The sequence below is a fragment of the Pseudotabrizicola sp. 4114 genome (assembly GCF_031457365.1).
Lineage (GTDB): Bacteria > Pseudomonadota > Alphaproteobacteria > Rhodobacterales > Rhodobacteraceae > Pseudotabrizicola.
Window position 1 is genome coordinate 853,539 of sequence record NZ_JAVDWP010000001.1, and the last position, 24,180, is coordinate 877,718.

The window sequence follows — 24,180 nt, forward strand, 5'->3', positions numbered from 1 at the left end:
AGGGGCTGCGGGCGTTCGATGCTTCCATAGCCCCCCCGGCGCTTGTGATCCGGGTCAGTCGACCCGGACCGCCTCTCACCCCTTGGGGCCGATCATTTCCTCGGGCCGCACCACGCGGTCAAAGGTTTCGCCGTCGACATAGCCAAGCGCAATCGCTTCTTCGCGCAGGGTGGTGCCGTTCTTGTGCGCGGTCTTGGCCACTTTGGTCGCCGCGTCATAGCCGATGGTCGGGGCCAGTGCCGTCACCAGCATCAGCGATTCCTTCATCAGCTTGTCGATCCGCGCCACATTGGCCTGCGTCCCCACCACCATATTGTCGGTGAACGACCCCGCCGCATCGCCCAGAAGCTGCATGGATTGCAGCAGGTTATACGACATCATCGGGTTATAGACGTTCAGCTCGAAATGCCCTTGGCTTCCGGCAAAGCCGATCGCGGCATCATTGCCCATCACATGCGCGCAGACCATGGTCAGCGCTTCGGCCTGCGTCGGGTTGACCTTGCCCGGCATGATCGACGACCCCGGCTCGTTTTCCGGCAGGATCAGCTCGCCCAGACCCGAGCGCGGGCCGGAGCCCAGGAGGCGCAGGTCATTGGCGATCTTGAACAGGCTGGCGGCCACGGTCTTCAAAGCACCCGAGAACATCACCATGGCGTCATGCGCGGCCAAGGCCTCGAACTTGTTGGGCGCGGTCACAAAGGGCAGACCGGTGATCTCGGCAATGCGGGCAGCGACGCGGGTATCCCAGCCGACGCGGGTGTTCAGCCCGGTGCCGACAGCGGTGCCGCCCTGTGCCAGTTCATAAATGTCGGGCAGGCACATCTTGACCCGCGCGATGCCCTTGGCGACCTGCGCGGCATAGCCGCCGAATTCCTGGCCCAGCGTCAGCGGCGTCGCATCCTGCGTATGGGTGCGGCCGATCTTGATGATATCCTTGAACTCTTCGGATTTTGCCACCAAAGCGGCATGCAGCTTTTCCAAGCCCGGCAGCAGCACATCGCGCGCCATCATGCCCGTCGCCACGTGCATCGCGGTGGGGAAGGTGTCGTTTGACGACTGCCCCATGTTCACATGGTCATTCGGGTGGACCGGCTTTTTCGAGCCCTTTTCCCCGCCCAGCATCTCGATCGCGCGGTTCGAGATCACCTCGTTCGCGTTCATGTTGCTTTGCGTACCCGACCCGGTCTGCCAGACCACCAGCGGGAAGTTGTCGTCGAACTTGCCGTCAATCACCTCGGTCGCGGCGGCGGCAATCGCCTGGCCCAGCTCGGCCGAAATGTCGCCCTGATCGACATTGACCAGCGCACAGGCCTTTTTGATCACGCCAAGCGCGCGGATGATCGCGACGGGCTGCTTTTCCCAGCCGATCGGAAAGTTGATGATCGACCGCTGGGTCTGTGCGCCCCAGTATTTGTCGGCGGGAACCTCAAGCGGGCCAAAGCTGTCGGTTTCGGTACGGGTGGCGGACATCGGCAAGCCTCCTGATTTTGCTGCCCCGTCCTTACGGTGCGGGCGCAGAAAAATCAATTGGCATACCGTCGCATACCACGCGAAAGCGCATTGCTTTTGCCACAACCGGCGGTGTGCTACTGCTTGCGGAACTTGTCCAGGCTGACCACTTCGGCGTCATGCTGCGGCGGCGGATCATCGTCGCCGTCGTCATCACCTTCGTCGTCCTCTTCGTCTTCGGCATGGCTTTCAAAGCGCAGGCCGAATTCGACCGAGGGGTCCACAAAGGTGCGCACCGCATCGAACGGAATCACCATCGGCTCGGGCTGGTTGCCGAAATTCAGCGTGATGGTGAAACCGTCATCGGTGACGGTCAGGTTTTCAAACCAGTGCTGGATCACGATGGTCATTTCCGCCGGATAGCGGGCTTTCAGCCAATCGGCCATCTCCACCTCGGGGTGGGTGGTGTCAAAGGTGATGAAAAAATGATGCGCGCCGGGCAGGCCGTTCTGGCCGACATCTTCCAGCACCGACTGGATCAGGCTGCGCATCGCGCGATGCATCAGGTTTCCGTAATCAATCGACCGCGCCATCTTAAACCCTCAGCTTTCCGTAGAGCCAGCATAGGGGTTTTGCCCCCGAAGGAAAGGGGTCAGGCGGCACTGATTACAACCGACAGCAGCGCCGAGGCGGCCAGCACCTGCCAGAGCGGGCGGTGAAACCACAACAGCAGCAGCGCCGACAGGGCGGCAAGGCCAAGCGCGGTCAGGTTCAGACTGGCCAGATCGGGGACGATCAGCTGCAGCGGGCCAAAGCTGCGGGGCGTGACAGCGCCGAACAACAGGTGCAGCGCAAACCACAGCGACAGATTCGCAATGACCCCGACCACCGCCGCCATGATCGCGCTCAGCGCGCCCGAAAGCCGGGGGTCGGCGGTGATGCGCGCCAGATAGGGGGCCGCGACAAAGATCCACAAAAAGCACGGCACAAAGGTCATCCACAGCGCGACACTCGCGGCGGCAAGGCCCATGGCCCAGCCACCCGCGCCGTACCCTGCCATGAACCCGACGAATTCGTTGACCAGAATCAGCGGGCCGGGTGTGGTTTCGGCCAGCCCCAGCCCGGCCATCATCTGCGGCGTGGTCAGCCAGCCCTGTATCGCCACCACCTCTTGCGTCATCCAGGCCAGCACCGCATAGGCACCGCCAAAGGTCAGCACCGCGAGTTTGGAAAAGAACCAGCCGACATCGAACAAGATGCCGCCCTGCACCCAGAGCAGCGCCAGCGGTAGCAGCCAGACCGTCAGCCACAGGGTCAGCGTCGGCAATGTGCGCGGCGCAGTAACCTCGGGCAGGGCGGCGCGGTTGCCCCGCGCGGTCAGCAGCCCCCAGAGCCCGGCGGCAAGGATGATGACCGGAAACGGCAGATTAAGCATGAACAGGCCCAGAAAGGCCAGCACCGCAATCCCATAGGCCGCCCGCCCGCGCAGCGCGCGGCGCGCCACCCGGATCAGGGCCTCGATCACGATGGCGATCACCGCCGCCTGCACCCCCAGAAACAGCGCCTGCATCAGCGGCAGCTCGCCCCAGGCGGCATAGGCCATCGACAACACCAGCACGACCAGCGCGCCCGGCAGCACAAACAGCCCGCCCGCGATCAACCCGCCGACCGTGCCATGCAGCCGCCAGCCGGCCCAGGTCGCAAGTTGCATCGCCTCTGGCCCCGGCAGCAGCATGCAAAACGACAGGGCCGACAGATAGTCCTTTTCAGTCAGCCATTTGCGTTCATCCACCAGAACCCGGTGCATCAGCGCAATCTGCGCCGCAGGGCCACCAAAGGACAGGATGCCGATCCGGGCAAAGGTGTGAAACAGGTCAGCGCGTGTGGGTGTCATGCCCGCAAACTAGCGGCGTCAGGCGACGCCTGCAAGACAGGCCAGCCAGTCGAGGAACCCCGCCGGATCTTTAGCCCCGGCGGGGAAGAAATTTGACGTGTGGTTGCAAGCAGCACGTCAAACTGGGGGCTTTCGCCACCCCTTGCAAGCAGCAGCGTGGCCAAGGCCGCGCCTGATCTGTCTACGGGCGATTCCCTAAATCGAGGTTAATGGCGCTATGTCGTGTGCGGTATTACAGCCCGTCGAACGCGCACAGCGCATGCACATCCATCCCCATCGCCTCCAGCCGTTTGCGCCCGCCCAGATCGGGCAGATCGACCACAAAGGCGCAGCCCGCCACCTGCGCGCCCAGCCGTTCGATCAGCCGGATCCCGGCCTCTGCGGTGCCGCCGGTGGCCAGCAGATCATCGACCAGCAGCACCGTCTCGCCGGGTTGCATCGCGTCTTCATGCACCTCGACCACCGCCTCGCCATATTCCAGCGTATAGGCCTGCGAAATCGTCTGCCCCGGCAGCTTGCCCTTTTTGCGGATCGGCACAAAGCCGGTGGCCAGCTGATGCGCAACCGCACCGCCCAGGATAAAGCCCCGCGCCTCCAGCCCCACCACCTTGTCGATCCGCACGCCCACATAGGGGGCCAGCAGCTGATCGACGCACATCCGGAACCCGCGCGGATCGGCAAACAGCGTGGTGACATCGCGGAACAGGATGCCCTCATGCGGGAAATCCACGATGGTGCGGATGTAATCCTTGACGGTCTTGCGCGCGGTCATGCTCGGGCTTTCAGGGTTCGGGCGGATACAGATGGCGCAGCAGCCGCGCATCCTGATCCGCGATGGTGACGGTGGCGTTGGAGTTCTGCGACAGGATCGACACGCCCTCATAAGCCGGGCTGTCGATGTCGAACAGCGGGCCGGTGACCTGGAAAATCTCTTCCAGCACCACCGAGACGATTTCCGTTGGCTTGATCGCCGCCGAAATCAGGATCGAGGCTTCGGTGATCCCGGTCTCAGCCGCCCACCAGACCGAGGCATAGCCCACCCCCATCACGCCGGGGGCGGTCAGACCGGGCACCTCGTCCATCACATCGCCCTCGGCGGCATCGCTCAGGGTCAGGCGGATATCGGCCTCGGGCCCCTCCACCCGGGTGATGGTCAGGCCCGACCCGGCACGGTTGATCTGCAGCAGCGCGTAATCGACGCTGACCGACAGCAACATCGGCATGAACCGCCCGGTTTCCACCGCTGACGGCAGCACACTCAGGGTCAGATCGGTCTTCTGCCAGAGCATCGGGTCTTGCTGACACTCACCGCCAGGCGGCGCGCCACAGCTGGCGGCACGAAAGAAATCGGCGTCAGGCAGCAGGCCCTCGACCTGCACCCCATCCTCGGCAAGCGCCGGGGCGGCGAGGCAGAGCAGCGCGGCGGCAAGGGCTGCCTTGAGGGTGGGTCGCCAGGTCACAACACCCGCCCGGCAACCGCATCAAGCTTTGCCAGCAGGTCGGGGTCGCGCATCGCGGGGGCGGTCATGATGGCATGGTCCAGCGCCCGGTCGCAGCCCTGCGGGCAAGGGGCGCGCGTGGGGCCGAGCAGTGCGGGCAGGCGGGCCACCAGATCGCGCGCCAGCCCGGCGTTGCGCCCCATGGTCGCCATCACCTGCGCCACATCGACCGCGCCATGCGACGGGTGCCAGCAGTCGAAATCGGTGACCATGGCAAGGCAGGCATAGCACAGCTCGGCCTCGCGGGCGAGTTTGGCCTCGGGCATACCGGTCATGCCGATCAGATCGGCGCCCCACTGGCGATAGAGGCGCGACTCGGCGAGGGTGGAAAACTGCGGCCCCTCCATCGCGACATAGGTGGCCCCCTCATGCACCTGCGCCCCGGCGGCGCGGGCGGCGGTGGCGACATGGGCGGACAGGCGGGCGCAGGTCGGGTGGGAAAAGCCGACATGGGCGACACAGCCGCTGCCGAAGAATGATTTCTCGCGGGCAAAGGTGCGGTCGATGTACTGGTCCACCACCACGAAATCGCCGGGCACATAGTCTTCGCGCAGCGAGCCGACCGCTGACAGGGCCACCACATCGGTACAGCCCAGCCGTTTGAGCGCGTCGATATTGGCCCGGTGGTTCACCGTGCTGGGCGAATGGACGTGGCCCCGGCCATGACGCGGCAGAAAGGCCATGGCAACGCCCCCCAGCCGCCCCATCAGCACCTCATCCGAGGGCTTGCCCCAGGGCGTGCTGACCTTGACCCAGGACGCCCCCTCCAGCCCGTCGATCTGATAGAGGCCCGAGCCGCCGATAATGCCGATCATGCTGTCCATATGGGTGCTCCCGTGCCCGCCCCTTGCGGTTCGGGCCGATCTTATGCGCTGGAACGGGACGGGGGAAGGGGGTGGGTTCCCGCTGTGTTACAAGGAGGGAGAGTGAGGGAAAACAAGGGGTTGTGGGTGTGGGATTAGGGGATTGTTAAGGATTGGAGCGGGGGAGTCAGTCGGGTTGGGTGCGTTGCAGGATGCCGGTGGCGGCCGCCGGAACCCAGCGTTTGCCCCGTGACCTTTTGACTCGTGCCCGTTGATCCTCAATCACCAGCTTCAACGAGCGAAGCGTCAGAGGCTGGTGACCTGAAAGTGGATCTAAACAAATAACCCATCGTCGATGTCTATGGTCTGATCAGTGAACATGAGCCGTTCGATATTGGCGAAGCTGTCCACGCCATTGATCTGCGTGCCGCCGATGTGCGAAATCTGGTAGAGTCCGTTGACGATGTCGATCTGATATTCCGACCGCGCGCCAGCCAGCACGAGAGTGTCGGTGCCTGCGCCGCCGTCGAATGTGTCAGCGGACCATCCGCCGCCGCCGTAGAGAAAGTCATCTCCATTCCCGCCATACAATGAATCAGCCCCGGTTCCGCCATAAAGCCGGTCGTCGCCGTTGCCGCCGTAGATGATATCATTTCCGGCCCCCCCATAGAGGCGGTCGTCAGTCAGATGTGAGCCTGACGCGTCAATATAGTCCGCTTGCGCGGACCCCCTGATTTCACGAGCGAGACTGTTTACCGACTCGCTATATAAATAGATGCCTGCACCCGTCACACCAGACGCGTCGATGTTGTGCGTTGCAAGCGGCGCGCCGGAGACCGGAACCAGAACCTTTACAGCGCCATTGTCCATGACTTCAACAGAACTGCCGAAGCGCACAATCTCCACCCGATTATAGCCGTTTGTCGCCGCCGCGCCGCTGACAAAAAGGGTATTCCCCGTCACCGAGGCAGAAAGATTTGTCGGAGCCGGGTCGATATCTATAGTCTGATCAGTGAACATGAGCCGTTCGATATTGGCGAAGCTATCTACGCCGTTGATCTGCGTGCCGCCGATGTGCGAAATCTGGTAGAGTCCGTTGACGATGTCGATCTGATATTCCGACCGCGCGCCAGCCAGCACGAGAGTGTCGATGCCTGCGCCGCCGTCGAATGTGTCAGAGGACCACCCGCCGCCGCCGTAGAGAAAGTCGTCTCCATTCCCGCCATACAATGAATCAGCCCCGGTTCCGCCATAAAGCCGGTCGTTGCCGTTGCCGCCGAAGATGAAATCATCACCGGCCCCGCCATAGAGTTGGTCGTTGGTCAGATGGGAGCCGTCAACGTAGATATAGTCCGCTTGTGCGGAACCCGTAACGTTGCGTGCGAGGGTGTTGACGGACGTGCTGTACAAATAGATGCCTGCACCCGTCACACCAGACGCGTCGACGTTATGCGTTGCAAGCGGCGCGCCGGAGACCGGAACCAGAACCTTTACGGCGCCATTGTCCATGACTTCAACAGAACTGCCGAATCGCAGAATTTCCACGCGTCCTGTAGCATCCGCCGCCGCGCCGCTGACAAAAAGGGTATTCCCCGTCACCGAGGCAGAAAGATTTGTCGGAGCCGGGTTGATGGCAATGGTCTGATCCGTAAACCTGAGCAGTTCGATGTTTGCGAAGCTGTCCACGCCATTGATCTGCGTGCCGCCGATGTGCGAAATCTGGTAGAGTCCGTTGACGATGTCGATCTGATACTCCGACCGCGCGCCAGCCAGCACGAGAGTGTCGGTGCCTGCGCCGCCGTCGAATGTGTCAGCGGACCATCCGCCGCCGCCGTAGAGAAAGTCATCTCCATTACCGCCATACAATGAATCAGCCCCGGTTCCGCCATAAAGCCGGTCGTCGCCGTTGCCGCCGTAGATGATATCATTTCCGGCCCCGCCATAGAGTTGGTCGTTGGTCAGATGGGAGCCGTCAACGTAAATATAGTCCGCTTGTGCGGAACCCGTAACGTTGCGTGCGAGGGTGTTGACGGACGTGCTGTACAAATAGATGCCTGCACCCGTCACACCAGACGCGTCGACGTTATGCGTTGCAAGCGGCGCGCCGGAAATCGGAACCAGAACCCCTACAGCGCCATTGTCCGTAACTTCAACAGAACTGCCGAATCGCAGAATTTCTACGCGACTATAGCCGTTTGTCGCCGCCGCGCCGCTGACAAAAAGAGTATTTCCCGTCACCGAGGCTGAAAGATTAGTCGGCAAATTATGTCCCCCAAAAAACACAGACGCCAAGACAGCATCACTTTCACAGTATGGTTACCGCATGTTTTTTGTGATGTCTTTTGATATTTCAGACGTGGATCAGTTGCTCCTTTCCACGTCCTTTAGCGCCTTGGAGGTACTTTAAATGCTTTTCCAAAATAAGAATTTTTGATTCAGCGTCAGTCGGACAACTTTAGCATATCAGAGGTCGGCGGGGCGGAATGGCCCCGCCAGATGGCTTCGTCCCCTACAACGTGATGCGGAAGCGGGCGAAGCCGTCTTCGCCGTCGCCGGCGGGTTCGACGTTCAGGCCACGCTCCTGCACCTCGGCCAGATAGGCGGTGGCTTTGGGGCCGGTGTCGAAGGTGACGGTGGCGCCGCCGGCGGGGGCAAAGCTCCAGTTGGCATCCGCCGCCGGGCTGATGGTGCCCTGATCGACGATGTAGCGCACGATCACGTCGCGGTTGGTGTCGGGCGCTTGCAGGATGGTGGTGCTGCCGTCGGCCCCGGGGAAGCTGCCGCCGCCGCCGGCGCGGTAGTTGTTGGTGGCGACGATGAATTCTGCTGCCGGATCAACGGGCTGGCCGTCCAGCATCAGGTTGGTGATGCGGTTGGCCTCCGCTGCGACCAGCGCGCCGTCGCTGTCGTATTTCGACGGCTGGGTCAGGTCGATCTGATAGGTGACGCCGTCGATCACGTCGAAATTGTAGCTGGGGAAGGCGGGATTGATCAGCGGCTGATCGGCCGCGCCGGGGGTGATCTGGTTGAAGATCCCGGCGCTGCGCTCCAGCCAGTCTTTCAGCTGCGCGCCGGTGATGCGCACGGCTTGCAGGGTGTTGGGGTAGAGGTAGAGGTCGGCGACGTTCTTGATGGCCACAGGCCCCACGGCGACATCGGTGTAATACTCCGGCCCGCCGCGCCCGCCCGCCTTGAACGGCGCGGCGGCGGAGAGGATCGGCAGGCCCTCATGCTCGGTGCCTTGCAGGAGTTGGGCCACGTACCACATCTGCGCCAGGCTCACGATCTGCACCGAGGGGTCATCGGCGACCAGCGCGAAATAGCTGTGCAGGGGGGCGGAGGTCTGGCCGACCTCGGCCCGGACATAGGCGAGGGTGTCGGCGTGGGTCTGGGCGGTGGCTTCGATCGCGGGGGCGTAATCCTCGGCCAGCGGCTTGATGGAGCGGTCTTCGAGCCGCTCATAGATCGGGCGCAGGGTGGATTCGTGGGCGGCGACCGACCATGTGCCGCCGTCATGGGTCAGCATCAGGTCGATCAGGCCCATGTGGCTGCCCCAGAAGCCGGGCATGACGGCGGGTTTGCCGCGCAGGGTGCCTGCGGCGTTGTCGATGCCCTCGCCCTCAAAGTCGGTGCCGGGGAACTGGCGGTGGTGGTGGCCGGTGACCAGCGCGTCGATGCCGTCAACGGCGGCCAGATGCAGGGCGGCGTTTTCCATGCCTTCGGCATTGGGGCCCGCGTCGATGCCGGAGTGGCAGAGCGCGATGACGATATCGGCACCCTCTTCGCGGATCTGCGGCACCCAGGCTTGCGCGGCCTGCACGATGTCACGCACCTGCACCTTGCCGTCGAGATGGCTGCGGTCCCATTGCAGGATCTGCGGCGGGACAAAGCCGATCAACCCGATGCGGATCGGCAGTTTCGCGCCGCTGCCATCGGTCAGCTCGCGGTCGAGGATCACATAAGGCGGGGCGTAGAGGTCGTCTTCGCGGGGCGACGCGCCAAGGGTTTTGGCGACGTTGGCGCAGAGCACGGGGAAGTCGGCGCGGGCGTTGACCAGATCGAGGAAAGGCAGGCCGTAGTTGAATTCATGGTTGCCCAGCGTGCCCGCGTCAAAGCCGAGCGCGTTCATGCCGGCAATGACCGGATGCAGATCGCCCTCTTTCATGCCACGCGAATAGGCGATGAAATCGGCCATCGGGTTGCCCTGCATGTAATCGCCGTTGTCGACGATGATGCTGCTGCCAGCCTCGGCCCGGACAGCGGCGATCAGGCTGGCGGTGCGGGCCAGACCCATGGTGTCGTTGGGCTTATCGGCATAATAATCATAGGGTTGGACGTGGCAATGCAGGTCGGTGGTCGCCAGAATCCGCAGATGGGCCTGACCGGCCTGCGCGCGCGCCGCAAAGGGGTGCAAAGCCACAAGGCTGCCTGCGGTGGAGGTCAGCAGGAACTGACGGCGGGACAGGGCGATGCGTGACTGGGCGATCCGGGACTGGGCGATCATGGGGTAACCTCATCGGTTCGGGGAGTTTTGCTGTGGTCTATCCTGCCAATGTAACAGCTTTGCGCGCAAGACTCATCTTTGGGTTGCGCACCTGCGGTGTCGCCGCTGCGGCGGGTTTGAGCCGGGCAGGCGGGGAAACCCCCGCCCTACCGCTGGCGCGGACGCCTGCCCGCTGCTTCAGTCGCCGGGGCGCAGGTGCTCGAAGACCTCGGTGACGATGGTGTAATCGCGGTAGCCCATCCGGGCGAGCGGGTGATAGCGGGACGGGTCAAAGCGGCCGTCCACCACGCAGTCATCACGCAGGTGAATGCCGGTGACCTCGCCCAGAATCAGGAAATTGTCGCGGCCCTTCAGCTCGATGATCTGGCTGACGACGCATTCCAGCGTTGCGGGCGTATCAGCAACGCGCGGGCAGGATATGGTGGTGCAGGCGGCCTTTGCGACCCCGGCGGCGGCAAATTCATCGCGGTCGCGCGGCAGGGCGGCAGAGCTGTCGCTCATCGCTTGCAGCATGTCGGCGGCCACGATGTTGACGGCAAACACCCCGGTTTCGCGCAGATTGTTCAGGCTGTCCTTGGCGCCGGTGCTGGAGAACATCACCTGCGGCGGCACGTAAGCGATGGCGTTGAAAAAGGAATAGGGGGCGAGGTTGTCGCCCTGACTGCCGGTGGTGGAGATCCAGCCGATCGGGCGCGGGGTGACGATGGCGTTGAACGGGTTGTGCGGCAGGCCGTGGCCGTCTTCGGGGCGGTAGAACATGCGGCGATCCTTTGGGAACAGTGATTTGAACCTGACATAAACGCATGTTACGGGCGCATGTCACGGGGGGCCAAGGGGGAATCGCCCGTGGTTCCGGGATTTAGCGCGAGGGTTGGTCCGGGTGTACAAGCTGGAGGAAGAGACCGAAGCCGACTGGTGGGAGGTAGAGGCGCTGTATGACCTGTGCTTTGCGCCCGGTCGCACCGCGCTGTCATCTTACCGTCTGCGCGATGGGGTGCCGACGGTGGCGGCGCTGTGCCTGACCTTGCGCGATGCCGATGGCACGCTGGCGGCGGTGATCCGCTATTGGCCGGCACTGGTCGGCGGGCAGGATGTGCTGCTGCTGGGGCCGATTGCGGTACACCCGACCCGGCAGGGCGAGGGTCTGGGCGGACTTTTGATCAACGAAAGTCTGGCGCAGGCCCGGCGTTTGGGCTGGGAGCGGGTGCTGCTGGTGGGGGATGCGCCCTATTACAGCCGCTTTGGCTTTCGCAAGCTCGACGGCGTGGTGATGCCGCCGCCGACCAACCCCGACCGGGTGCTGGGGCTGGCGCTGAAGGCCGGGGCCTGGGATGGGGTGACGGGGGCGGTCACGAAAGCCACCTGAGCGGGTGGGGACGAATGTCGCCTGAGGACGAGGCCATTGCGCAGCAGCGGTTTCCCCCCATATCATGCGGTATGAAACCCTTGCCCGCTGATCTGTCCACCATTGTGCCGCCCGGTGATCTGTCGCCGGAAATCCGCGCGCTTGCGGCGCGGCACAAGCGCGCCAACGGGCCGGTGATGGCCATGGTCAACCGGCTGGGCGGCACGCTGGAAAAGCAGATGGCGCTGGTGCCGCAGGTCTACCGCACCCAGATCGAGCGGGTGGTGGGGCAGGCGCTGTCGGCGGCGATGACCGTGGCGGGGCAGGGCGACCGCTTGCCCGACACCGGCACCCGGGGGCCGCTGTTCGCCGCGATGGCGACCGGCGCTGCGGGCGGGGCCGGGGGGCTGGCCACCGCTCTGGCCGAATTGCCGGTGACGGTGACGGTGATCCTGCATGCGATAAGGCAGGCGGCGCGGGCCGAAGGGTTTGACCCCGATGATCCGGCGATCCGGGCCGAATGTATCCGGGTGTTCGGCGCAGGCAGCCCGCTGGCCGAGGATGACGGGATCAATACCAGTTTCGTCTCGGCCCGGCTGACTCTGACCGGGCCTGCGGTGCAGAAGGTGATCGCCAGTGTGGCCCCCAAGCTGGCAACGGCGCTGGGGCAAAAGCTGGCGGCGCAGGCGATTCCGGTGATCGGGGCGGTGACTGGGGCGGCGCTGAATGCGGCGTTTCTGAACTATTACTCCGAGATTGCACGGGTGCGGTTTGCCCTGCTGCGGCTGTCGCAGACCCATGGGGCCGAGCAGGTGCTGGCCGATTTCCGCACCGCCGTGGCGGCACCGCGGTTGCGGGCGGGGACCTGACGGAGCGGCTGCGCCGCGTTGGTTTTTTAAGCGCGCCTCTGGCCAGAGGCCAACTGGCGCGCGCCCAGATGCCTCCGGCGGGGATATTCAAGTACAGATGATGGGGCTCGGGCTTGGTGCCGGGCCGATCAGTCAATCCGGGTCGATAGAAACTCCATCAGCGCGGGGCGGGCGCTGTCGTCACCGTTCGCGCGGGCCTGATCAATCACGGCGCGCACCTGCGAAAGGTCGATCCGGCGCAACAGCGATTTGACCGGGCCGATCGAGGCGGGGCGCATTGACAGGGTCTTCAACCCGAGTGCGGCCAGCGCCAGCGCCTCAACCGGGCGGCCCGCGTCTTCGCCGCAGAACGACAGCGGGGTGCCGTAGGTGGCGCAGCGCGCGATGATCTGTTCGAGAAACCCGAGGAACGACAGGTTGAGCATGTCATAGCGGCGGCGCACCCGTTCGTTTTCGCGGTCAGCGGCAAAGAAGAACTGCTTGAGGTCATTGCCGCCGATCGAGATGAAATCGGTCAGCTCGAAAAACGCCGGCGGCGCAAAGGCGAGGCTGGGGGTTTCCAGCATCGCGCCGATTTCCAGCTGTTCGGGCACCACATGGCCCAGCGAGCGTTCGCGGTGCACCTCGCGCAGCACATGGCTGCGGGCCTGCTGGAACTCGGAAAACTCCGAGATGAAGGGGAACATCACCGTCAGCGGGCGGCCATCGCTGGCGCGCAGCAGCGCCTGAATCTGCATGCGCAGCACGCCCGGTTTGTCGAGCCCGACCCGGATTGCCCGCCAGCCCATTGCCGGATTGGGTTCGTCATTGGGCTTCATATAGGGCAGCACCTTGTCCGACCCGATGTCGAGGGTGCGGAAGGCCACGCGCCTGCCCTGCGCCGCATCCATCACCCGGGCGTAAAGCCCGGCCAGTTCGGCGCGGCGCGGCATCTTGTTGCGCACCAGAAACTGCAACTCGGTGCGGAACAGGCCGACGCCATCCGCCCCCGACCCGCCAAGGCTGGGCAGATCGGCCATTAGCCCGGCATTCATGTGCAGACCGATGGTGGTGCCGCATTTTGTCAGCGCCGGCAGATCGCGCAGCGAGGCGTAACGCGCCTGTGCCTCTGTCTGCATCGCGATTTTGTCACGGAAGGCGCGGGCGACGGTTTCCTCGGGCCGCAGATGGGCGATGCCCTGATCGCCATCGACAAGGATATGGTCGCCGTTCAGCGCCTCGGTCGTCACCCGTCGGGCGTGAATCACCAGCGGAATCGCCAGCGCCCGGGCGACGATGGCCGCGTGGCTGCCGACCGAGCCTTCCTCCAGCACCACGCCGCGCAGCTTGCGGCCATATTCCAGCAGCTCTGCCGGGCCGATGTTGCGCGCGACAAGCACCGGGTTTTCCGGCATCTCGGCCCCGGTATCGGCACCTTGCCCGGTCAGGATGCGCAGCAGGCGGTTCGACAGGTCGTCCAGATCATGCAGGCGTTCGCGCAGATAGGCGTCGGGCACCTGTTCCAGCCGCGCGCGGGCGGCGGATTGTTCCTTTTCTACAGCGGCTTCGGCGGACAGGCCGCTTTGGATGTCTTCTTCCATCCGGCGCAGCCAGCCGCGCGAATTGGCAAACATCCGGTAGGCTTCCAGCACCTGCTTCTGGTCTTTGTCCAGACTTTCGGCGGACAACAGGTCATCGACCGAGACGCGCAGCTGGCCCACGGCTTCGCGGATGCGGTCAATCTCGAACAGGGGGTCATCGGCGACCGGGTTGGTGACCACCACGCGCGGCTCGTGCAGCCAGACATTGCCTTCGGCGGTGCCTTCCTGCCCGGTGGAGCCGCGAAACATCACCGGCTGGCGGTGCAGGGCGCGCATGCCGTCTTCATCGCTGGTAAAGGCCCCGAGTTCGGTCATTTCGGCCAGCACCATGGCGACGACTTCGAGCGCATAGATCTCGTCATCGGAAAACTGCCGCGCGGTTTTGGATTGCACCACCAGCACACCCAGCTTTTCGCCGACCCGCTGGATCGGCACGCCAAGGAAGCTGGAGTAAATCTCCTCCCCGGTTTCGGGCATGTAGCGAAAGCCTTTTTCGGCGGGCGCATCGGCGGTGTTGACAGGCGTGTTGGTGCGCGCGACCCGCCCGACCAGACCTTCGCCCAGCTTCATCCGGGTCTGGTGAACCGATTCCGCCTTCAGCCCTTCGGTGGCGCAGAGTTCCAGCGTTTCAGAGTCGCGGAACAGATAGATCGAGCAGACTTCGGTGTGCATCGAATCGGCGATCAGATGGGTGATCTGGTCCAGCCGCTCCTGCCCTTTGGATTGCGCGCCCAGCACATCGCGCAGGCGGCGCAAAAGTTTGCGGCTGTCACTTTCCGACCGTTCGGGCATGGTGGGGTATCCTCTGACTTGTGCCCTCTATAGGCGAGGCACAGGCGAAAGGGGAGGGCAGAAACTCGCCGCATCGCGGCATGGCGGGGCACCGGCGGGCGATTGCCTGAAAAGCTGGCAGTTGCAGGCGGGTGCGACATGCAACCGCCGGAAAGCGCGGCGTTCCGGCGGTGGGGTCGTGGATGCGCTTCAGGCCGAAGCTCAGGCCTTGTCGAGCTCAAAGCAGTCGTGCAGGGCCTGCACGGCCAGTTCCATGTAGCGGCGGTCGATCAGGACCGAGATCTTGATCTCTGACGTGGCGATGACCTTGATGTTGATGTTCTCGGCGGCGAGCGCCTTGAACATCCGGGCGGCAACGCCGACCTGACTGCGCATGCCGATGCCGACGACCGAAACCTTGGCGACATCGGTATCAGAGATCAGCTCGTCATACATGATGATCCCGGCGGCGCGGGCCTCTTCCATCGCCTTTTGCGCGCGGGCGACCTGATTGACCGGGACTGAAAAGGTCATGTCGGTCACGGCACCGGAATGGGTGCCGTAGTTTTTCTCGGAGATGTTCTGAACGATCATGTCGACGTTCACCCCCGCATCGGCGAGCGGGCCAAAGATCGCCGAGGCGACGCCGGGGCGGTCCTCGACCGTGACCAGCGTCATTTTCGCTTCATCGCGGCTGTAGGCCACGCCAGAGACGACTTTCGATTCCATGATTTCATCCTCGTCGCAGACCAGGGTTCCAGAGTTCTCATCGGTGTCCTCGAACGAGGACAACACGCGCAGCCGCACCTTGTAGCGCATCGCAAGCTCGACCGAGCGGGTTTGCAGCACCTTGGCCCCCAGCGAGGCCAGTTCCAGCATTTCCTCGAACGCGATCTTGTCCAGCTTGCGCGCTTTGGAGGCGATGCGCGGGTCGGTGGTGTAGATGCCGTCAACATCGGTGTAGATGTCGCAGCGCTCGGCCCCGAAGGCGGCGGCAAAGGCGACGGCGGTGGTATCCGATCCGCCCCGGCCCAGCGTGGTGATGCGGCCCTCGGGGGACAGGCCTTGAAAGCCCGCGACCACGGCGACCTTGAAGCCTTCGGCAAACTTGGCGTCGATATTGGCGCGCGGAATGTCGATGAAGCGGGCCGAGCCATGCGCCGAGGTGGTGTTGATCGGCACCTGCCAGCCCTGCCAGCTGCGGGCGGGAATATCCATTTCCTGCAGGCGCAGCGCCATCAGCCCGGCGGTGACGTTTTCGCCGCTCGACACCACGGCATCGTACTCGCGGGCGTCATAAAGCTTTGACGTGCCCTCGACATAGCCGACCATGCGGTTGGTCTCGCCCGACATGGCGCTGACGATGACGATCACGTCATAGCCACGGGCCACCTCGGCCTGCACCTTTTTCGCGGCATTCTCGATCCGCGCGAGGTCGGCGACAGAGGTGCCGCCGAATTTCATCACCAGAAGCGGCATGGATAGTCCTCCCCACGGCCCCCAAAACAATCGGGCGTGTCATAGGCCGGGCCGGGGGGCGGCGCAAGCCCTGCTGCGCGCGGGCCCTGTGCCCGAAGTGAAGATGAGTATTTAAGCCAAGATGAAAGGGCACAGGCGCGCGGATTTCATCTTGGCAAAAATACTCCCGCCGGAGGCACCTGACGCCGCTGCAGGGCGCTGGCCTCCGGTTAGAGCGCGCGCCAGCCGATGTCGCGGCGGCAGAAGCCTTCGGGCCAGTCGATGGCATCGACCATGGCATAGGCGCGGGCCTGGGCCTCGGCCAAAGTCGCGCCGCGCGCGGTGACGTTCAGCACGCGGCCGCCTGAGGCGGTGATCTGGCCGTCGGTCAGGCTGGTTCCGGCATGGAACACCATCTGCGTTGAGGATTCGGGCAGGGCGTCAAGGCCCCGGATGGCGCTGCCCTTGGCATAGGCGCCGGGATAGCCCTGCGCGGCCATCACCACGGTCAGGGCGTGGTCATCGGCCCAGTGCGCCCGACTCTGGTCCAGCCTGCCTTCGGCGCAGGCGAGCAGCAGGTCCAGCGCCTGCGCGCCAAGCCGCATCATCAGCACCTGGGTTTCCGGGTCGCCGAAGCGGGCGTTGTATTCGACCAGCCGGCACTGGCCGCCCTCGATCATCAGCCCGGCATACAGCACGCCGGTATAGGGCGTGCCGCGCCGCGCCATCTCGGCAATCGTTGGCAGCACGATCTGCTCCATCGCCTGCTGTTGTAGCGCAGGCGTCAGCACCGGGGCGGGAGAATAGGCCCCCATGCCGCCGGTGTTGGGGCCGGTGTCGCCCTCGCCTGCGCGCTTGTGATCCTGCGCTGTGCCGATCGGCAGGGCGTTGACGCCATCGGTCAGGATGAAGAACGACGCCTCTTCTCCGGCCATGAACTCCTCTATCACCACCTCGGCCCCGGCTTGCCCGAATTCGCCGCCGAACATGTCGTCGATGGCGGCGAGCGCCTCATCGACCGTCATCGCCACGATCACGCCCTTGCCGGCGGCCAGACCATCGGCCTTGACCACAATCGGCGCGCCTTGCGCCTGCACATAGGCGCGGGCGGGTGCGGCTTCGGTGAAGCGGGCCCAGGCGGCAGTGGGGGCGGCGCAGGCGTCGCAGATTTCCTTGGTAAAGGCTTTGGACGCCTCCAGCCTTGCGGCCTCGGCCGAGGGGCCAAAGGTCAAGAGCCCCGCCGCGCGGGTCGCATCGGCGACACCGGCGGCCAGCGGCGCCTCTGGGCCGACGATGACAAAGTCAATCGCATTGGCCGCGCAGAACGCCACCACCGCACTGCCGTCGAGGATGTCGATATCGGCACATTCCGCCAACTGCGCGATGCCCGCGTTGCCGGGGGCCACGATCAGCCGGTCGGTTTTCGGGTTTTGTTTCACCGCCCAGGCAAGGGCATGTTCGCGCCCGCCGGAACCGAGGATCAGGATATTCATGGGCCGCGCCCCCCTTTGCCGGTCTGTGTCCCATCGCCCTTAGCGCGCAGGCCGGGGGCGGACAAGAGCACATGCCCGGCAAATGCCGTGGCTTTGCGCGCCGAATGCCATGATTGTGCCGGGATTCATGGTCAGATTGCGCGGAGTGACCTGTATCAAGGAGTGTCTGATGAACCGTCGTGATGTGATTGCCGGGCTTGGGGCAGGGTTTGCGCTGCTGGCCACCGGGGCCTTGGCGCAAAGTGATCCGCTGGCTGCGGCCTTTGCCGAATTGCCGGTTCAGGCGCGCCGCAATTGCCAGATCGAATTGCAGATGGCTGAGTTGTACGCCGGGGCGATTGATGGCGCTTATGGCAAGGGCACGCGGGCCGGACTGATCGCGGCGGCGCAAAAGATCGCGGCAGACGGGCGGCGGGGCACGCCGGATGTCGCCACGCTGGCGGGCGCGCGCGCCTATCTGGCGCGTCTGGCCAATGGCGAGTTCATGAACCAGCTTTATGACGATGGCTATGAGGGCTGACGGCCATGAGGGCTGAGGCCGGTTGCACAGCGCCCGGCGCGCTGGCACAAAGGCGGTATGGAGCTTTTTGACGACGATCCCGCGCCGCCCGGCAACAGCCCTGAATACACCGTCTCCGAACTGTCGGGGGCGGTCAAACGGGTGATCGAGGGCGAATTCGGCCTTGTCCGCGTGCGCGGCGAGGTGGGGCGGGTGTCGCGCCCGGCCTCGGGGCATTTGTATTTCGACCTCAAGGATGACCGCTCGGTGATCGCCGCGATCTCGTGGAAGGGGCAGGTCGCGAAAATGCAGGTCCGCCCCGAAGAGGGGATGGAGGTGATCGCCACCGGGCGGATGACCACCTTTCCGGGCCAGTCGAAATATCAGCTGATTGTCGAGGATGTGGCCCCGGCAGGGGCCGGCGCGCTGATGGCGATGCTGGAAAAACGCCGCGCGGCGCTGCAGGCCGAGGGGCTGTTTGACGCCGCGCGCAAGCAGCCGCTGCCCTATCTGCCGCGGGTGATTGGGGTGGTGACCTCGCCCTCGGGCGCGGTGATCCGCGACATTTTGCACCGGCTCCGCGACCGCTTTCCCTGCCATGTGCTGATCTGGCCGGTGGCCGTGCAGGGCAAGGACTGCGCCCCGCAGGTGGCGGCGGCCATTCGCGGCTTCAATGCGATAGAACCCGGTGGCCCTGTGCCGCGCCCCGATGTGCTGATCGTGGCGCGAGGGGGTGGGTCGCTGGAGGATCTGTGGGGGTTCAACGAGGAAATCGTGGTGCGGGCGGCGGCGGAATCGGCGATTCCGCTGATCTCGGCGGTCGGGCATGAGACCGATACCACGCTGATCGACCATGCGTCAGACCGGCGCGCGCCGACGCCGACGGCGGCGGCGGAAATGGCGGTGCCGGTGCGGCTGGACCTGCTGGCGGCGGTCGATGCCTATGGCGCGCGACTGAGCCGGGCGCTGGCGCAAGGCGTGGCCCTGCGCGGGCAGCGGCTGCGCGATCTGTCCCGCGCGTTGCCCCGGCTGGAGTCGCTTCTGGCAACACCGTCGCAGCGGCTGGACACGGCGACCGGGCGGCTGGCGGGTGGCTTGTCGCTGGCGGTCAGCCGCAAGCGCGGCGGCTATGAGCGGCAGGCGGGGCGGCTGTCGCCGTCATCGCTGGCGGGGCTGGTGGTGCGGCGGCGCGAGGCACTGGCGCGGCGCGGCGAGGCGCTGGAGGCGCGGATCGCGCGCAAGCGTGACCTCTGGCACGGCAGCTTTGACAAATGGGCATCGCGGCTGGCCCCGTCGCTGGCGCGGCTGGTGACACAGGCCGGTGTGAAGATCGCCGAGCAACGCCATGGCCTGACAGGCATTTCCGCCCGGCTGGACAAGGCCCCGGCGCAGCGCCTGAGCGATCTGTCGCGGCGGCTGGACGCGCTGGACCGCACCCGGCAGACGCTGGGCTATGCCCAGACCCTGCGGCGCGGCTATGCCGTGGTGCGCGGCGATGGCGCGGTGGTCACCAGCAAGGCCGCCGCCGAAAAAGCCGGCACGCTGGAGGTGGAATTTCACGACGGACGGCTGGCGCTGGGCGGTCAGACGGGGCGCGCCGCCCCGCGCAAGGGCGGCGGGGCAAAGCCGCCGGAACAGGGGTCGTTGTTCTGAAAATACGGGTTTCAGGCTAAGATCCCGCGACCATCGGCCCTGAAATGTCTGAAACTGGAAAGCCATGGCCGCTTATGCTGGGCTGCTTCTGCGCCGTTTTTGCCTTGGCGATAGGGCGGACGCTCCGCGGGGAGTATTTGGAAAAGGTGCAATGCACAGGGGCTGGCTTTTGTGGCTGGCTTTTGGGGCTGGCTTTTGGGACCGCCTTTTGGGGCCGGGTGCCAAGGGCGTTGACCGGGCGGGGGCAAAGGCGTATGCCGCGTTTTGTGGTGCTTTGTTACCGGATTGCGGGCCACGTTAAACATTCCGCTAAAAGGTCTTGGGGTCAGGCCCCGAAACCTTTGCCGGTTTCGGGGTTTTCTTTTTGCCGGGAGGTGTCGGCATGTCTGAGACTTGGAACACGCGCACAAAGCTGGTGCATGAGGGCAGCCGCCGCAGCCAGTATGGCGAGATGGCCGAGGCGATTTTCCTGACGCAAGGATTTGTCTATCCGACCGCCGAGGCGGCGGAGGCGCGCTTTGTGCAGGCGGGGGCGGATGAGTTCATCTATGCCCGCTACGGCAACCCGACAACGCGGATGTTTGAAGAGCGGATCGCGGCGCTGGAAGGCACCGAAGATGCCTTTGCCACCGCAAGCGGCATGGCGGCGGTCTCGGGTGCGCTGACGTCGATGCTGCGGGCGGGGGATCATGTGGTGTCGAGCCGCGCGCTGTTCGGCTCGTGTCTTTATGTGCTGGAAGAGGTTTTGGCGCGGTTCGGGGTCAAGGTCACCTTTGTTGACGGGGCCGATCTGGAGCAGTGGCACGCAGCTGTGACGCCGGGGACCAAGGCGGTGTTTTTCGAGTCGATGTCGAACCCGACGCTGGAGCTGGTCGATATCCGCGCCGTGTCAGAGATTGCCCATGCGGCGGGGGCGCTGGTGGTGGTGGACAACGTGTTCGCCACGCCGATTTTCTCGCGCGCGGTCGATCAGGGCGCGGATGTGATCGTCTATTCCGCCACCAAGCATATTGACGGGCAGGGCCGGGCGCTGGGCGGCGTGGTCTGCGGCACGCAGGCCTTTGTCCGCAAGGTGCTGGAGCCCTATATGAAGCATACCGGCGGCAGCATGTCGCCGTTCACCAGCTGGATCATGCTCAACGGCATGGCGACGCTGGATCTGCGCTGCCGGGCGATGGCGGAGTCGGCTAGGAGCATTGCGCAGGCGTTGCAGGGCCATGAAAAGCTGGGGCGGGTGATTTATCCTGGGCTGGAGAGCCACCCGCAGCACGCGCTGTGCATGGAGCAGATGGGCTCGGGCGGGACTTTGGTGACGTTTGACATTGCGGCGGGCAAGGAGGCGGCGTTCCGTTTTCTGAACGCGCTGGAAATTGCCAAGATTTCCAACAATCTGGGCGATGCCAAGACCATTGCGACCCATCCCGCCACCACCACCCACCAGCGCCTGCCGCAGGATCAGAAGGACAGCCTTGGCATCACGCCGGGGCTGATCCGGCTGTCGGTCGGGCTGGAGGATGCGGGCGATCTGATTGCCGATCTGATGCAGGCGCTGGAGCGCGCCTGAGTCTTCTGCGCCCCGAGGCTTGCGCGGCGGGGCGCGGTGATTATATTCGGGGTCCGGTCCCCATGGGGTGCAAATGTCGCACCTCGCCGCGCCGGGCGACTGATCCGACGCCGGCCTGCCTGCGTATACCTGTTGACATTGACGGTCTGGCGCACGCGCCCGGCCCGAACCGGAAGGACCGATCCCCATGAATATCCACACCCCCGATATTGACCGCAAGCCGAGCCGGGATGAGGCCGAGGCGGCGCTTGCGCTGCTGCGCCAATGGGCGCGCAGCTCGTCGGATGACGAGATTGCCACGCTCGAGCCGTCGGTGGGCTATCTGCTGCCGGGGCAGGCCGCCCCTGCGCTGAGCCGCGCCTATCCGCAAGATTTCAGCGTGAGTGCGGCCTACAAGGACAGCCTGCCCGATCTGCAGAACGGTCCGGCCAGCCTGATCCGGGGCGAGCGGCAGCGGATTCAGCATGTGGGGATTTCCAACTTCCGCCTGCCGATCCGCTATCAGACCCGCGATGCCGCGCCTTTGCTGCTGGAAACCAGCGTGACCGGCACTGTCAGTCTGGAGGCTGGGAAAAAAGGCATCAACATGAGCCGCATCATGCGGTCGTTCTATGCTCATGCCGGGCGCACCTTTGGCTTTGCGGTGATCGAGGCAGCGCTGGATGATTACAAGGCTGATCTGGGCAGCTTTGATGCGCGCATCCAGATGCGGTTTTCCTATCCGATGCAGATGCCGTCGCTGCGGTCGGGTCTGGCGGGCTGGCAATATTACGAGGTGGCGTTCGAGCTGGTCGAGGCGGCAGGGGTGCGCAAGAAGATCGTGCATCTGGATTATGTCTATTCCAGCACCTGTCCGTGCAGTCTGGAGCTGTCGGAACATGCGCGCAGCACGCGCGGCCAGCTGGCCACACCGCATTCGCAACGCTCCGTCGCGCGGATTTCGGTCGAGGTGCTGGACGACACGCTGTCGGTCGAGGATCTGGTCGAGATTGCGCGGGCCGGGGTGGTCACCGAAACGCAGGTGATGGTCAAGCGCGAGGATGAGCAGGCCTTTGCCGAGCTGAACGCCGCCAACCCGATTTTCGTCGAGGATGCGGCGCGGCTGTTCTGTGCGGTGCTGAAACGCGACCCGCGCATCGGCGATTTCCGGGTGCTGGCCAGCCATCAGGAAAGCCTGCACAGCCATGATGCGGTCAGTCTGCTGACCGAAGGCGCGACATTTGCGCAGGACAGCCTTGATCCGCGCCTGTTCCAGTCGCTGTTCCATATCGGCTGAGCCCTGATCACGGGCAATTGACGGCCCCGAGGGGCAGGCGTAGAAGCCGTGCATCATGGTCGATGCACGGCCCATTGCGAATGTGATCGGCGCGCTGCTGATCTTTCTGGCCACCATGATGCTGGCACCGGCTGTGGTCGACTATCTGGCAGGTCTGCCGAATTACAGGGACTTTCTGGAATCTGCGCTGATCACCGGCGGCGTCGGGCTGGCGATGAAGATTGCGACCGCCAATGCCGACCTGTCGCGCTTGAACACCCGGCAGGCCTATCTGTTGACTGTGATGGTCTGGGCCGGTTTGCCGCTGTTTGCCTGCCTGCCCTTCATGCTGGGCGCGCCGGGTCTGGGGTTCACCGATGGGTATTTCGAGGCGGCCTCGGGGCTGACCACCACAGGCTCGACTGTGATCGTCGGGCTGGATGCGCTGCCACCGGGGATGAACCTGTGGCGCGGCATGCTGAACTGGATCGGCGGGCTTGGCATCGCCTTTGTCGCGATGATTTTTCTGCCGGTGATGCGGGTCGGCGGCATGCAGTTTTTCCGCACCGAAGGCTTTGACACGCTGGGCAAGGCGCTGCCGCGCGCGACCGATATCGCGTGGGCGCTGTTGGGCGTGTATGCCGGGCTGACGGCGCTGTGCATTCTGGTCTATCTGGGTCTGGGCATGACCGCGCTGGACGCCGTGGTGAACGGGGCGGCGACGATTGCGACGGGCGGATTTTCGCCGTCTGATGCGTCACTTGGCAAGTATCCGGGGGCGGCGGAATATGCGGGGGCGGCTTTCATGCTGCTCGGCAGCTTTCCCTATATCCTCTACGCCCGCATGGCGGTGGGACAGCGCGGCGCGATGGTCTGGGATGCGCAGGTCTGGGCGCTGCTGCGCTGGACCGCCTATGCCGTGGCCAGCGTGACGCTGTGGCGGCTCTTGACATCCGACATGGCGGCCGAGCAGGTGTTTCGCGAGACGCTGTTCAATCTGGTTTCGATCATCACCGGCACCGGGTTTTTCAGCGGCACCTTCGCGGCATGGGGCGGCTATTCGATGGCGGTGGCGCTGATCGTCGGGCTGATCGGCGGCTGTTCGGGCTCGTCCTCGGGCGCATTGTCGGTGTTCCGGGTGCAGGTGGCCTGGGCGGCGGTGCAAAGCCAGATCGCCCGCATTCATTCGCCGGAACGGATCGCGCCGGTGCGCTATGCGGGGCGGCGGGTCGAGGATGAGGTGATCAACGCGCTGATGCTCTATGTCACCGGCTATATCCTGCTCCTTGGGGTGCTGACGGTGGCGATGTCGCTGGTGGGGGTCGACATGATCTCGGCCCTGTTCGGGATCTGGACCTCGATCGGCAATATTGGCTACGGCTACGGGCCGATGCTGGGCGACACCGGCACCTTCCGGGATTTCCCGGATGCAGCGAAATGGCTGATGACGCTGACGATGCTGCTGGGGCGGCTGGGCTTGCTGGCGGTGCTGGTTGTGGCTTTGCCGTCGTTCTGGCGGGCCTGATGCCCCGTGTGTGATTGAC

General features: G+C 64.7%; 19 protein-coding genes and 1 riboswitch. Of the genes, 7 read left to right on the forward strand and 12 right to left on the reverse strand.

Annotated elements, in window-relative coordinates; genetic code table 11:
* Positions 1-75 precede the first annotated feature (75 nt).
* The 9 genes from fumC to J2X53_RS04265 all read right to left on the reverse strand — a co-directional run bounded on the left by fumC (position 76) and on the right by J2X53_RS04265 (position 10,908).
* Positions 76-1,470, reverse strand: a complete 1,395-nt coding sequence (gene fumC, locus J2X53_RS04225) for a class II fumarate hydratase (protein ID WP_349036200.1) — start codon at positions 1,468-1,470, stop codon at positions 76-78.
* Between the two features lie 116 nt (positions 1,471-1,586).
* Positions 1,587-2,042, reverse strand: a complete 456-nt coding sequence (locus tag J2X53_RS04230; protein WP_349036201.1) for a ClpXP protease specificity-enhancing factor SspB — start codon at positions 2,040-2,042, stop codon at positions 1,587-1,589.
* Positions 2,043-2,101: 59 nt separating this feature from the next.
* The gene (gene chrA / locus J2X53_RS04235) at positions 2,102-3,343 is read right to left on the reverse strand and encodes a chromate efflux transporter (RefSeq protein WP_349036202.1); all 1,242 of its coding nucleotides are present in this window, start codon (positions 3,341-3,343) and stop codon (positions 2,102-2,104) included.
* 232 nt (positions 3,344-3,575) lie between these two features.
* Positions 3,576-4,115, reverse strand: a complete 540-nt coding sequence (locus J2X53_RS04240) for an adenine phosphoribosyltransferase (RefSeq protein ID WP_349036203.1) — start codon at positions 4,113-4,115, stop codon at positions 3,576-3,578.
* A 10-nt stretch (positions 4,116-4,125) separates the two neighbouring features.
* Positions 4,126-4,803 carry a hypothetical protein gene (locus J2X53_RS04245; RefSeq protein ID WP_349036204.1) on the reverse strand — a complete coding sequence of 226 codons (678 nt, stop codon included), beginning with the start codon at positions 4,801-4,803 and terminating at the stop codon, positions 4,126-4,128.
* Positions 4,800-5,666, reverse strand: a complete 867-nt coding sequence (locus tag J2X53_RS04250) for an S-methyl-5'-thioadenosine phosphorylase (protein WP_349036205.1) — start codon at positions 5,664-5,666, stop codon at positions 4,800-4,802. The genes J2X53_RS04245 and J2X53_RS04250 overlap by 4 nt, the downstream gene beginning before the upstream one ends.
* A 312-nt stretch (positions 5,667-5,978) precedes the next feature.
* Positions 5,979-7,907 carry a hypothetical protein gene (locus J2X53_RS04255; protein ID WP_349036206.1) on the reverse strand — a complete coding sequence of 643 codons (1,929 nt, stop codon included), beginning with the start codon at positions 7,905-7,907 and terminating at the stop codon, positions 5,979-5,981.
* Between the two features lie 247 nt (positions 7,908-8,154).
* Positions 8,155-10,149: a bifunctional 2',3'-cyclic-nucleotide 2'-phosphodiesterase/3'-nucleotidase gene (locus J2X53_RS04260; protein ID WP_349036207.1), complete on the reverse strand. Its 1,995-nt coding sequence runs from the start codon at positions 10,147-10,149 to the stop codon at positions 8,155-8,157.
* Positions 10,150-10,326: 177 nt separating this feature from the next.
* Entirely contained in the window at positions 10,327-10,908 is a 582-nt protein-coding gene (locus J2X53_RS04265) for a flavin reductase family protein (protein WP_349036208.1), read from the reverse strand.
* Between the two features lie 121 nt (positions 10,909-11,029).
* Here J2X53_RS04265 and J2X53_RS04270 point away from each other — a divergent pair, with 121 nt between their 5' ends.
* On the forward strand, positions 11,030-11,515 hold the full coding sequence (locus J2X53_RS04270; protein ID WP_349036209.1) for an N-acetyltransferase: 486 nt from the start codon (positions 11,030-11,032) through the stop codon (positions 11,513-11,515).
* Between the two features lie 71 nt (positions 11,516-11,586).
* Positions 11,587-12,363 carry an EcsC family protein gene (locus tag J2X53_RS04275; RefSeq protein ID WP_349036210.1) on the forward strand — a complete coding sequence of 259 codons (777 nt, stop codon included), beginning with the start codon at positions 11,587-11,589 and terminating at the stop codon, positions 12,361-12,363.
* Positions 12,364-12,491: 128 nt separating this feature from the next.
* On the opposite strand, the gene ptsP is transcribed toward J2X53_RS04275, so the two are convergent.
* The 3 genes from ptsP to purD form a co-directional block, all read right to left on the reverse strand.
* Positions 12,492-14,735, reverse strand: a complete 2,244-nt coding sequence (gene ptsP / locus J2X53_RS04280; protein WP_349036211.1) for a phosphoenolpyruvate--protein phosphotransferase — start codon at positions 14,733-14,735, stop codon at positions 12,492-12,494.
* A gap of 201 nt (positions 14,736-14,936) precedes the next feature.
* A complete protein-coding gene (locus J2X53_RS04285) occupies positions 14,937-16,193 on the reverse strand; it encodes an aspartate kinase (protein WP_349036212.1) in 1,257 nt (418 codons plus the stop codon).
* A gap of 209 nt (positions 16,194-16,402) precedes the next feature.
* Positions 16,403-17,665 (reverse strand): phosphoribosylamine--glycine ligase, encoded by a 1,263-nt coding sequence (gene purD, locus J2X53_RS04290; RefSeq protein ID WP_349036213.1) that lies wholly within the window; start codon positions 17,663-17,665, stop codon positions 16,403-16,405.
* 169 nt (positions 17,666-17,834) lie between these two features.
* On the opposite strand from purD, the gene J2X53_RS04295 reads away from it, so the two are divergent.
* The 5 genes from J2X53_RS04295 to J2X53_RS04315 all read left to right on the forward strand — a co-directional run bounded on the left by J2X53_RS04295 (position 17,835) and on the right by J2X53_RS04315 (position 24,161).
* On the forward strand, positions 17,835-18,185 hold the full coding sequence (locus tag J2X53_RS04295) for a hypothetical protein (protein ID WP_349036214.1): 351 nt from the start codon (positions 17,835-17,837) through the stop codon (positions 18,183-18,185).
* Between the two features lie 57 nt (positions 18,186-18,242).
* Complete coding sequence (gene xseA / locus J2X53_RS04300) at positions 18,243-19,817, forward strand: exodeoxyribonuclease VII large subunit (protein WP_349036215.1); 1,575 nt, start codon at positions 18,243-18,245, stop codon at positions 19,815-19,817.
* A gap of 256 nt (positions 19,818-20,073) precedes the next feature.
* Positions 20,074-20,150: riboswitch (SAM riboswitch) on the forward strand.
* A 49-nt stretch (positions 20,151-20,199) separates the two neighbouring features.
* The gene (gene metZ, locus J2X53_RS04305; RefSeq protein ID WP_349036216.1) at positions 20,200-21,381 is read left to right on the forward strand and encodes an O-succinylhomoserine sulfhydrylase; all 1,182 of its coding nucleotides are present in this window, start codon (positions 20,200-20,202) and stop codon (positions 21,379-21,381) included.
* Between the two features lie 187 nt (positions 21,382-21,568).
* On the forward strand, positions 21,569-22,657 hold the full coding sequence (gene folE2 / locus J2X53_RS04310) for a GTP cyclohydrolase FolE2 (RefSeq protein WP_349036217.1): 1,089 nt from the start codon (positions 21,569-21,571) through the stop codon (positions 22,655-22,657).
* A 55-nt stretch (positions 22,658-22,712) separates the two neighbouring features.
* On the forward strand, positions 22,713-24,161 hold the full coding sequence (locus J2X53_RS04315) for a potassium transporter TrkG (RefSeq protein ID WP_349036218.1): 1,449 nt from the start codon (positions 22,713-22,715) through the stop codon (positions 24,159-24,161).
* Positions 24,162-24,180: the final 19 nt, after the last annotated feature.

What these genes read in the sequence shown, in the direction of transcription:
- fumC (WP_349036200.1), bottom strand. Translation starts at nt 1,470, where the DNA reads ATGTCCGCCACCCGTACCGAAACCGACAGCTTTGGCCCGCTTGAGGTT.
- J2X53_RS04230 (WP_349036201.1), bottom strand. Translation starts at nt 2,042, where the DNA reads ATGGCGCGGTCGATTGATTACGGAAACCTGATGCATCGCGCGATGCGC.
- chrA (WP_349036202.1), bottom strand. Translation starts at nt 3,343, where the DNA reads ATGACACCCACACGCGCTGACCTGTTTCACACCTTTGCCCGGATCGGC.
- J2X53_RS04240 (WP_349036203.1), bottom strand. Translation starts at nt 4,115, where the DNA reads ATGACCGCGCGCAAGACCGTCAAGGATTACATCCGCACCATCGTGGAT.
- J2X53_RS04250 (WP_349036205.1), bottom strand. Translation starts at nt 5,666, where the DNA reads ATGGACAGCATGATCGGCATTATCGGCGGCTCGGGCCTCTATCAGATC.
- J2X53_RS04260 (WP_349036207.1), bottom strand. Translation starts at nt 10,149, where the DNA reads ATGATCGCCCAGTCCCGGATCGCCCAGTCACGCATCGCCCTGTCCCGC.
- J2X53_RS04265 (WP_349036208.1), bottom strand. Translation starts at nt 10,908, where the DNA reads ATGTTCTACCGCCCCGAAGACGGCCACGGCCTGCCGCACAACCCGTTC.
- J2X53_RS04275 (WP_349036210.1), top strand. Translation starts at nt 11,587, where the DNA reads ATGAAACCCTTGCCCGCTGATCTGTCCACCATTGTGCCGCCCGGTGAT.
- ptsP (WP_349036211.1), bottom strand. Translation starts at nt 14,735, where the DNA reads ATGCCCGAACGGTCGGAAAGTGACAGCCGCAAACTTTTGCGCCGCCTG.
- J2X53_RS04285 (WP_349036212.1), bottom strand. Translation starts at nt 16,193, where the DNA reads ATGCCGCTTCTGGTGATGAAATTCGGCGGCACCTCTGTCGCCGACCTC.
- purD (WP_349036213.1), bottom strand. Translation starts at nt 17,665, where the DNA reads ATGAATATCCTGATCCTCGGTTCCGGCGGGCGCGAACATGCCCTTGCC.
- J2X53_RS04295 (WP_349036214.1), top strand. Translation starts at nt 17,835, where the DNA reads ATGAACCGTCGTGATGTGATTGCCGGGCTTGGGGCAGGGTTTGCGCTG.
- xseA (WP_349036215.1), top strand. Translation starts at nt 18,243, where the DNA reads ATGGAGCTTTTTGACGACGATCCCGCGCCGCCCGGCAACAGCCCTGAA.
- metZ (WP_349036216.1), top strand. Translation starts at nt 20,200, where the DNA reads ATGTCTGAGACTTGGAACACGCGCACAAAGCTGGTGCATGAGGGCAGC.
- folE2 (WP_349036217.1), top strand. Translation starts at nt 21,569, where the DNA reads ATGAATATCCACACCCCCGATATTGACCGCAAGCCGAGCCGGGATGAG.
- J2X53_RS04315 (WP_349036218.1), top strand. Translation starts at nt 22,713, where the DNA reads ATGGTCGATGCACGGCCCATTGCGAATGTGATCGGCGCGCTGCTGATC.